The 10,178-nt window shown below is 72.6% G+C and carries 1 pseudogene; it reads right to left on the bottom strand.

Annotated features, from left to right (window positions below):
* Positions 1-15 precede the first annotated feature (15 nt).
* A pseudogene (locus QQG74_RS13985) lies at positions 16-10,171 on the bottom strand (type I polyketide synthase); the annotation flags it as partial.
* Positions 10,172-10,178 lie beyond the last annotated feature (7 nt).

Below are 10,178 nucleotides of genomic sequence, written 5' to 3'. Positions count from 1 at the left end.
CACGGCCGGTTCCGCGTGCCCGAACAGTTCGCCGTGCAGGAAGTCGGTGAGGATCTGCGGCGACGGGTAGTCGAACACCATGGTCGCGGGCAGCCGCAGACCGGTGGCGGCGGCCAGCACGTTGCGCAGTTCCACGGCGGTCAGCGAGTCGAAGCCGAGGTCCTGGAACGCGCGGGTCGCGTCGACCGGGACGCCGGCCCCGTAGCCGAGCACCGCGCCAGCGTGGTTGCGGACCAGGTCCAGCAGTTCCGCATGGCGTTGCCCGGCGGGCAGTCCGGCCAGGCGTTCCACGGCCGGCACGGCGCCGGCCGCCGCAGTCGCGGCGGACCGGCGGGCGGGTGGGCCGACCAGGTCGCGCAGCAGGGCCGGCACGCTCGCACCGGCGGCACGCAGGGCGGCACGGTCCAGCAGGGCCGGGACGAGGATCGGCTCGTCGGAGACGCAGGCGGCGTCGAGCAGCGTCAGCGCGTGGGCGGCGGAGAGCGGGCGGACCCCGGCCCGCTCCACCCGGGTCCGGCCGACGCCGTCGAGGGCGTCGGTCATGCCGCCGAGTTCCCAGAGACCCCAGGCCAGGGAGAGGCCGGGCAGGCCGGCCGCCCGTCGGTGGGCGGCGAGCCCGTCGAGGTAGGCGTTGGCGGCGGCGTAGTTCCCCTGCCCCGCCCCGCCGAACAGGCCGGCGACCGAGGAGAAGAGGACGAACGCGGACAGGTCGCGGCCGGCCGTCAGCTCGTGCAGGTTACGGGCACCGTCCACCTTGGGCCGGAACACGGCGTCGACCTGCTCGGTGGTGAGCGAACCGAGGGTGGCGTCGGCGATCACGCCGGCGCAGTGCACGACCGCGGTCAGGTCGGGAGCCTCCGCCAGGGCAGCCGCCAGGGCGGCCCGGTCGGCGACGTCGGCGCGGACGTCACGGACGGTGGCCCCCAGGTCGGTCAGCTCGGCGATCAGGGCCGGATCGGCACCGCCGCGGCTGAGCAGCAGCAGGTCCCGTACGCCGTGGGTGCCGGCCAGGTGCCGGGCGACCGTGCCGCCGAGGGTGCCGGACGCGCCGGTGATCAGGACGGTGCCGGCGGTGTCGAAGGCGGAGCCGGTCGGGGCCGGGACAGCGGCCAGACGGGACGCCCGTACGGTCCCACCGGTGGCGGCGAGCTCCGGTTCACCGGTGGCCAAGGCGATGCGTACGGTGTCGTCCCGGTCGGCCGGGGCGGCGTCGACCAGCAGGATGCGGTCCGGGTTCTCCGCCTGGGCGGAACGCACCAGGCCCCAGACGGCGGCACCGGCCAGGTCGGTGACGGTTTGGTCGCCGGCCGCCACCGCGCCGTGGGTGGCGACGGCCAGTCGGGTGTCGGTGAACCGGTCGTCGGCGAGCCACGCCTGTAGCACGGCAAGGACGTGCTGGACGAGGTCGCGGGGTTCACCACCGGTGACCGGCAGAACCAGGACGTCGTCTTGCGGGTCGGCGGCGCTCAGGTCCGCCACGTCGGCGATGGTGCGCAGGCGGGCGGGGGTGGGCGCGGCATCGACCGGCACCCAGCGGACCCGGTGCAGCCCGTCGGTACGGCCACGGCCGACCGGTCCGGCCGGCTGGATCGGGCGGAGTCGGAGCCCGTCGATAGCGAGCACCGGTGCGCCCGTGCCGTCGGCGGCCGCCACGGTGACGGTGTCGTCGGCGGTCTGCACGATGCGGACCCGCAGCGTGGTCGCACCCACCGCGGCGAGGGACACTCCGGTCCAGGCGAACGGGAGTTCGCCGCGCTCGTCCTCGGCCACGTCCAACCCGATGGCGTGCAGGGCCGTGTCCAGCAGGGCGGGATGCAGCCCGTACGCGGTGGCGTCGGCGGCGATCGGCTCGGGCAGCCGGGCCTCGGCGAGCAGGGCATTGTCGTGTCGCCACACCGCGTGCAGCCCCTGGAAGGCGGGGCCTCGGCTGAGGCCGTGGGTGGCCAGCTCGGCGTACAGGTCGCCGATCGGCACCGGGGTGGCGCCGGACGGTGGCCACTCGGTGAGGTCGAAGCGGGCCGTTGGGCCGCTGTCGCGTACCGCGCCCGATGCGTGCCGGGTCCAGGGGGCGTCGCCGGTCCGGGAGTGGACGCTGAGCGTCCCGTCCTCGGTGACCGCGATCTGTACGTCGAGGGCACCGTGCTCGGGCAGCACCAGGGGTTCCTCGATGGTCAGCTCGTCGATGCCGGCCGCGCCGGCCTCGTCGGCGGCGCGCAGCGCCAGTTCGAGGAAGCCGGTGGCCGGGAAGACGATCGAGTCGCCGACCCGGTGGTCGGCCAACCACGGCTGCGACGACACGGAGAGCCGCCCGGTGAGCAGTACGCCGGCCGAACCGGCCAGCTGGACCGTGGCGCCGAGCAGCGGGTGGTCCGCGGCGGCGAGTCCGGCCCGGGTGACGTCCGTCGACGGGACCGCGTCCAGCCAGAAATGGCGGCGCTGGAACGGGTAGGTGGGCAGTTCCACCGGCTGCCCGCTCCACGGGCGGGTGATCGCCGCCCAGTCCACGTCGACGCCGGCGCTCCACAGCCGGCCGACGGCGGCCAGCAGGGACAGACTCTCCCCCCGATCCTTACGCAGAGCCGCGACGAGCAGCGCATCCGGGGCGCTGTCCTGCGCCATCGCCGTCAACACACCATCCGGACCCAACTCCAGGAACCGGGTCACACCCGCACCGGCCAGCGTCGCCACCCCGTCGGCGAACCGCACCGTCTCCCGCACATGCCGCACCCAATAGTCAGCGCTGTCCGGCTGCGCCACCTCACCGGTCACGTTCGACACCACCGGCACCAGCGCGGCACGGAAGGTGAGCGTCTCCAACACCGCCCGGAACTCCGCCAACATCGGCTCCATCCGGAACGAATGAAACGCATGCGACACCTCAAGACGCTTCGCCTTCACCCCCAACCCAGCCACCACCTCAGCCACCGCATCCTCATCACCAGCAAGCACCACCGCCGCCGGACCATTCACCGCCGCAACATCCACACCCGCACGCAACAACGGCACCACATCCGCCTCCGCCGCCCGCACCGACACCATCACCCCACCAACCGGCAACTCCTGCATCAACCGACCCCGCGCCCCCACCAGAACGCACGCATCCGCCAGAGACAACACCCCCGCCACATGCGCCGCCGCCACCTCACCAATCGAATGACCAGCCACAAAATCCGGCCGCACACCCCACGACTCCACCAACCGAAACAACGCCACCTCAACCGCAAACAACGCCGCCTGCGCATGCACCGTCCGAGACAACACCTCGGCATCAGCGCCCCACATCACCTCACGCGTACCCGGCAACAACTCACACACCGCATCCAGCGCATCAGCGAACACCGGGAACGCGCCATACAACTCCCGACCCATCCCCAACCGCTGCGCACCCTGACCCGTGAACAACACCGCGAGACGGCCACCGACGGCGGCACCGGCGCTCGCCACCGCCGTCAGTTCCGCCACCAGCTCGGCGTGGTCGGTGCCGACCACCACCGCCCGGTGCTCGAAGACCGGCCGGCCGGCCAGGGCGTACGCGGCATCGGCCACATCCTGCTCCGGCCAGGCCGCGAGGCGGGCGGCCATTCCGGTAAGCGCCTCGGCGCTGCGGGCCGACAGCGGCCACGGCACCACCGGCGGCCGAACCGCACGCTCCGACACGACCTCGACCGACGGCCCCTGCTCCAAGATCACGTGCGCGTTGGTGCCACTGATCCCGAACGACGACACCGCAGCCCGACGCGGACGACCGGTCTGCGGCCAGGAACGCGACTCGGTGAGTAGCCGCACGTTGCCAGCCGTCCAGTCCACGTGGCTGGACGGGTTGCTGGCGTGCAGGGTCTGCGGCAGGACGCCGAGCCGCAGCGCCTGCACCATCTTGATCACTCCGACGATGCCGGAGGCGTTCTGGGTGTGCCCGAGGTTCGACTTCACCGAGCCGAGCCAGAGCGGTTCACCGTCGCGCTGGCCGTACGTGGCCAGCAGCGACTGGGCCTCGATCGGGTCGCCGAGCGTGGTGCCGGTGCCGTGCGCCTCGACGGCGTCCACGTCGACCGTCGACAGGCCGGCGTCGGCCAACGCCCGCCGGATCACTCGCTGCTGAGAGGGGCCGTTGGGGGCGCTCAGCCCGTTGGAGGCACCGTCGGAGTTGACCGCGCTGCCCTGGATCACGGCGAGGACCCGACGGCCGTTCGCCACCGCGTCGGAGAGCCGTTCCAGCACAACGACGCCTGAACCCTCGGCCCAGCCGATACCGTCGGCGTCGTCGGAGAACGCCTTGCACCGTCCGTCCGCGGCCAGGCCGCCCTGCCGGGCGAAGTCGGCGAACGCCTCCGGGGTGGCCATCACGTGCACGCCGCCGGCCAACGCGAGCGTGCACTCGCCACGACGCAGCGACTGCACGGCCAGGTGCAGTGCCACAAGCGACGACGAGCAGGCGGTGTCCACGGTCACCGCCGGACCCTCCAGGCCCAGCAGGTACGACACCCGGCCGCTGATGACCGACGTGGACCCGCCAGTGATCATGTAGCCCTCGACGCCGTCCTGGTAGGCGGACTGCCCGGCGCCGTAGTTGTTTGCCGCCGCGCCGACGAACACGCCGGTGCCGGTGCCGGCCAGACCGCGCGGGTCCAGACCGCTGCGTTCCAGCGCCTCCCAGGACGCCTCCAGCAGCAGCCGCTGCTGCGGGTCGGTGGCCAGCGCCTCACGCGGCGAGATGCCGAAGAAGTCCGCGTCGAACCCGGCCACCCCGTCGATGAAGCCGCCGACCCGGGCGTACGGGGTGCCTCGCTCGGTTTCGAGAATCGCATCCCAGCCACGGTCGGTCGGAAAGCCGTCGATCGCGTCCACGCCGTCGATGACCAGGCGCCACAGGTCCTCGGGCGAGGCCACACCGCCGGGCAGCCGGCAGGCCATGCCGACCACGGCGATCGGCTCATGGTCGGCGACCGAGGTCACCTCCGGTGCCTCGATCTCGGTGGCGTCGCCGAGCAGTTCCCGGCGCAGGTGGGCGGCGAGCACCGTGGCGGACGGGTAGTCGAAGATCAGGGTCGCGGGCAGCCGCAGGCCGGTCGCCGTGGCGATCCGGTTGCGCAGTTCCACCGCGGTGAGCGAGTCGAAACCGAGGTCCTTGAACGCGCGGCCGGCGTCGACCCGGTCGGCCGACGGGTAGCCGAGCACTGCGGCGGCCTGTGCGCGTACCACGTCGAGGACGATCTCGTCGCGGTCCGCGACGGGCGCGGCCAGCAGGCGCCCGGCCAGGCCGTCGGTAGCCCCGGCCGCGCGACGGGCAGCGGCCCGGCGCAGCGGTACGCGGACAAGCCCGCGCAGCATCGCCGGTGGCGCGGTGTCCTGGGCGCGCAGGGCGGGCAGGTCCAGTCGGACCGGCACGACGGCTGGCTCGTCCACCCGCAGGGCGGTGTCGAAGAGGGCGAGGCCGTCGGTGTCGGTGAGCGCGACGACTCCCTCCCGGGCCATCCGGGCGACGTCGACGTCGGCGAGATGCCCGGTGAGACCGGTGCGTTGTGCCCAGAAACCCCAGGCCAGGGAGACTGCGGGCAGGCCCACGGCGCGCCGGTGGGCGGCCAGCGCGTCGACGAAGACGTTTGCGGCGGCGTAGTTGCCCTGGCCGGCGTCGCCGAACACCCCGGCGGCCGAGGAGAAGAGCACGAACGCCGACAGGTCGTGGCCGGCGGTCAGCTCGTGCAGGTGCCACGTGCCGTCGACCTTGGGCCGCAGGACGGTGTCGAGGCGGTCGGCGGTGAGCGATCCGATGACGCCGTCGTCCAGGACACCTGCGGTGTGCACCACGGCGGTCAGGTCGTCGATGCTGTCGATCACCTCGGCGAGCGCGTCCCGGTCGGCCACGTCGCACCGGACCACCCGGACCTGTGCGTCCAGGCCGGCCAGCCGGCCGTCGTCGTTTCCGCTACGGCTGAGCAGGACCAGGCTGCGTACCCCGTACGCGGTGACCAGGTGCTGGGCGACGAGCGCGCCGAGCACGCCGGTGCCGCCGCTGACCAGCACCGTGCCGGCGTCCAGGGTGGGTCCCGACGTCGGTACGGGCCGGTCGTCCAGCACCCGGGCGAGCCGGGCGGCCAGCACGCGGCCGGCGCGGACCGCGAGCTGCGGTTCGGCGGCCTCGATCGCGGCCAGCACCGCCGCAGCCGGGATCGAGGGGTCGGCCGGGTCCAGGTCGAGCAGGTGGAAGCGGTCCGGATTCTCGGTCTGCGCCGAGCGCACCAGGCCCCACAGCGGAGCGGCGGCCAGGTCGGCGATGTCGTCGCCGGCTCGGGCCGCGACGGCGCCCCGGGTGACCACGGTCAGGGTGGTGCCGGCCAGGCGGTCGTCGGTCAGCCAGGTCTGCACTGCCGCCAGCACTGTGGTGAGCAGTTGGCGGGTGTCGGCGGCCACGTCGTTGCCGCCGGTGAACGCGGCGAACACCGCGTCCGGCACCGGCCCGTTGCCGTCCAGGGCGGTGATCAGCGCCGCCAGATCGGTGTGGGTGGTGACCTCGCTGCCGGTCGTGCTCAGCGCGTTGGCCAGGTCGTCGTCACCGACGACGGCGTACCGGCCGGTGGGTGCGGAGGCGGTCGTGGGCAGCGCGGGCCAGTCGATGCGGAACAGTGCGTCGCGTTGGGTGTCGGCGGCGGTCACGACGATCGGCCGGGATTCCAGGCCGCGCAGGAGCGCGACGGGTGCGCCGGTGGGGTCGGCAGCCTCAACGGTCACGGTGCCGGGGCCGTCCGGGGTGATGCGTACCCGCAGCGCGGTGGCGCCGGTGGCGACGAGCTGCACCTCGGCCCAGGCACCGGGGGCGACCGGTCCGGCTCCGTCGGGCAGTGCGGCCTGGGTGGCGGACTCCAGCAGGGCAGGATGCAGGCGGTGCCCGGCAGCCTCGGCGTGCAGTTCCTCCGGCAGTTCGACCTCGGCCAGCACGGTGTCGCCGTGCCGCCAGGCGGCGTGCAGATTGGTGAAGGCGGGACCGAGTTCCAGCCCGCGCGCGGCGAGCCCGGCGTGCACGGTGTCGACGTCGACGGCCTGGGCGCCGGGTGGCGGCCAGGCGGTGAGGTCGAACGCGGGCGGGGTCCCGCCGGGCAGCAGCACTGCGGTGGCGTGCCGGGTCCAGGGGGTGTCGGGCGTCCCGGCCGTCGGGCGGGCGTACACGCCGAGGGACCGGGTGCCGGTGTCGTCAGCGGCGCCCACGACGACCTGGACGAGCACCGCGTCGTCTGCGGGCAGGGTGAGGGCCTGGTGCACCTCAAGGTCACGAACGGTGTCGCAGCCGACGTGGTCACCGGCGCGGACGGCCAGGTCGACGAAGGCCGAACCGGGCAGCACGACGGTGCCGTCGATGGTGTGGTCGGCCAGCCAGGGGTGGGTACGCCGGGACAGCCGGCCGGTGAGCACGGTGGTGCCGCTGCCGGCGACGGTCACGGCGGCACCGAGCAGCGGGTGGTCGGCGGGTGCCAGCCCGGTCGCGCTCAGGTCGCCAGCGGACTGCGGCACGTCGAGCCAGTAGCGGTCGCGTTGGAACGGGTAGGTGGGCAGGTCCACGACCCGACCACCGGCCACCGGCCAGTCGATCGGCACCCCACGGGTCCACAACTCCGCTGCGGACCGCAACACTCGGTCCCAACCACCCTCGTCACGACGCAACGTACCCGTGACCACAGCGGAATCAGCCGCATCCTGCACCGCCATCGCCAACACCGGATGCGGACTGCACTCCACGAACACCCCGAACCCATCCGCCACCAAACCCCGCACCGCGTCAGCGAACAACACCTCCTGACGTAGGTTGCGGAACCAGTAATCGGCGTCCAAGACCTCGTCCTCACCCAACCACGCGCCCGACACCGTCGACCACAACGGCACCGAAGGCGTCCCCGGCGACAACCCCGCCAAATCCCGCGCCAAACGCCCCCGCAACACCTCCACCTGCGCAGAATGCGACGCATAATCCACCGCAATCCGACGCACCCGCACACCCTCACCCTCCAACACCGCCAACAACCCCACCACCGCATCCACCTCACCAGAAACCACCGTCGGCGCCGGCCCATTCACCGCCGCCACCGACACACCTCCACCAACCGCCCCCGCACCACATCCACCGGCAACCCCACCGACGCCATCGCACCCCCACCCGACAACACCTCACCCACCGCAACACTGCGCAACACCACCACCCGCGCACCATCGGCCACCGACAAGGCCCCCGACACCACCGCCGCCGCAATCTCCCCCTGCGAATGCCCCACCACCGCATCCCCCACCACACCCAACGACTCCCACACCGCCGCCAACGACACCATCACCGCCCACGACAACGGCTGCACCACATCCACCCGCCCCAACAACACCTCATCCGACAACGCCCCCCGCACATCCCAATCCACAAACAACTCCAACGCTTCCACACACTCCGCAAACCGCCGCGCAAACACCTCCGACGTGCCCAACAACTCCACACCCATACCCACCCACTGCGCCCCTGACCCGGAAACACCAACACCCGCTTACCCACCCCACCAGCAACACCCACCGGCATCACACCATCCACCACCGCACCCAAACCCGCCACCAACTCCACCTCATCACGACCCACCACCACCACACGCGACTCCAACACCGCACGACCCCGCACCAACGTAAACGCCACATCCAACGCATCCACACCAGACACCCGCGACAACCGAACCGCCTGCTCCCGCACCGCCGCCGACGACTTCCCCGACAACACCCACGCCAACGCCGCCGGACGCTCAACAACCGCAACAGCCTCGGGATCGGGAGCCTGCTCCAAAATCACATGCGCATTCGTCCCGCTGATGCCGAACGAGGACACCCCCGCGCGCGCCGGTCGATCCGAGCGCGGCCAGGGCCGCTGCTCGGTGAGCAGCCGGACGCCGCCGGACGACCAGTCCACCTCGGTGGTGGGCTCGGTGACGTGCAGGGTCTTCGGCAGCGCGCCGTGTTGCAGCGCCAGCACGACCTTGATCACGCCGCCGATGCCGGCCGCTGCCTGGGCGTGTCCCAGGTTGGACTTGCCGGAGCCGAGCCAGAGCGGCTGCTCCGGATCACGGTCGCGCCCGTAGGTGGCGAGCAGGGCCTGCGCCTCGATCGGGTCACCCAGCGTGGTTCCGGTGCCGTGCGCCTCGACGGCGTCCACGTCCCGGCTGGAGAGCCGGGCGTCGGCGAGGGCCTGCCAGATGACGCGCTGCTGGGCCGGGCCGCTGGGTGCGGTGAGGCCGTTGGAGGCGCCGTCCTGGTTGGTCGCGCTGCCCCGGATCACCGCCAGGACGGTGTGGCCGCGGCGGCGGGCCTCGGAGAGTCGTTCCAGCACGATCACGCCGGCGCCCTCGGCGAAGCCGATGCCGTCGGCGTTGTCGGAGAACGCCTTGCAGCGGCCGTCGGCGGCCAGCCCTCGCTGCCGGCTGAGCGCGAGGAACGCACCGGGGGTGGACATCAGGCTGACGCCGCCGGTGATGGCCATGGCGCACTCGTTACGGCGCAGCGCCTGGTACGCCAGGTGCAGTGCGACGAGCGACGAGGAGCAGGCGGTGTCCACAGTGACCGCCGGGCCCTCCAGGCCGAGCGTGTAGGCGATCCGTCCCGAGATCACGGCGGCGACGTTGCCGGTGCTGAGGTAGGTTTCGGCCTCTTCCGGTACGCGGGCGGCGATCTCGCCGTAGTCCTGACTGTTGCTGCCGATGAACACCCCGACCGGTGCACCGCGCAGCGAGTCGGGAGCGATCCCGGACCGTTCCAGCGCCTCCCAGACGATCTCCAGCAGGATCCGCTGCTGCGGATCCATCGCCCGGGCCTCCCGGGGGGCGATGCCGAAGAAGCCGGGGTCGAAACCGGAGATGTCGTCGAGGAATCCGCCGGTACGGGCGGTGCTGGTGCCCGCCCGGTCGGGGTCGTCGTCGAAGAGGCTACCCAGGTCCCAACCACGGTTGTCGGGGAATCCGGAGATGACGTCGCGCCCCTCGGTCAGTACCTCCCAGAGCTGCTCCGGGGTGCGTACGCCGCCGGGGTAGCGGCAGCCCATCGCCACGACGGCGATCGGTTCGGTGTCGCCCTCCTCCAGCTCGCGCACCCGCTGCCGGGTCTGGTGCAGGTCGGCGGACACGCGCTTGAGGTAGCCCAGGAGCTGTTCTTCGTTCGACATCTTCGCC

This window comes from Micromonospora sp. FIMYZ51, assembly GCF_038246755.1.
Lineage (GTDB): Bacteria > Actinomycetota > Actinomycetes > Mycobacteriales > Micromonosporaceae > Micromonospora.
The sequence above is the reverse complement of the archived record's forward strand: the minus strand, read 5'-3'. Positions and strand labels throughout refer to the sequence as shown.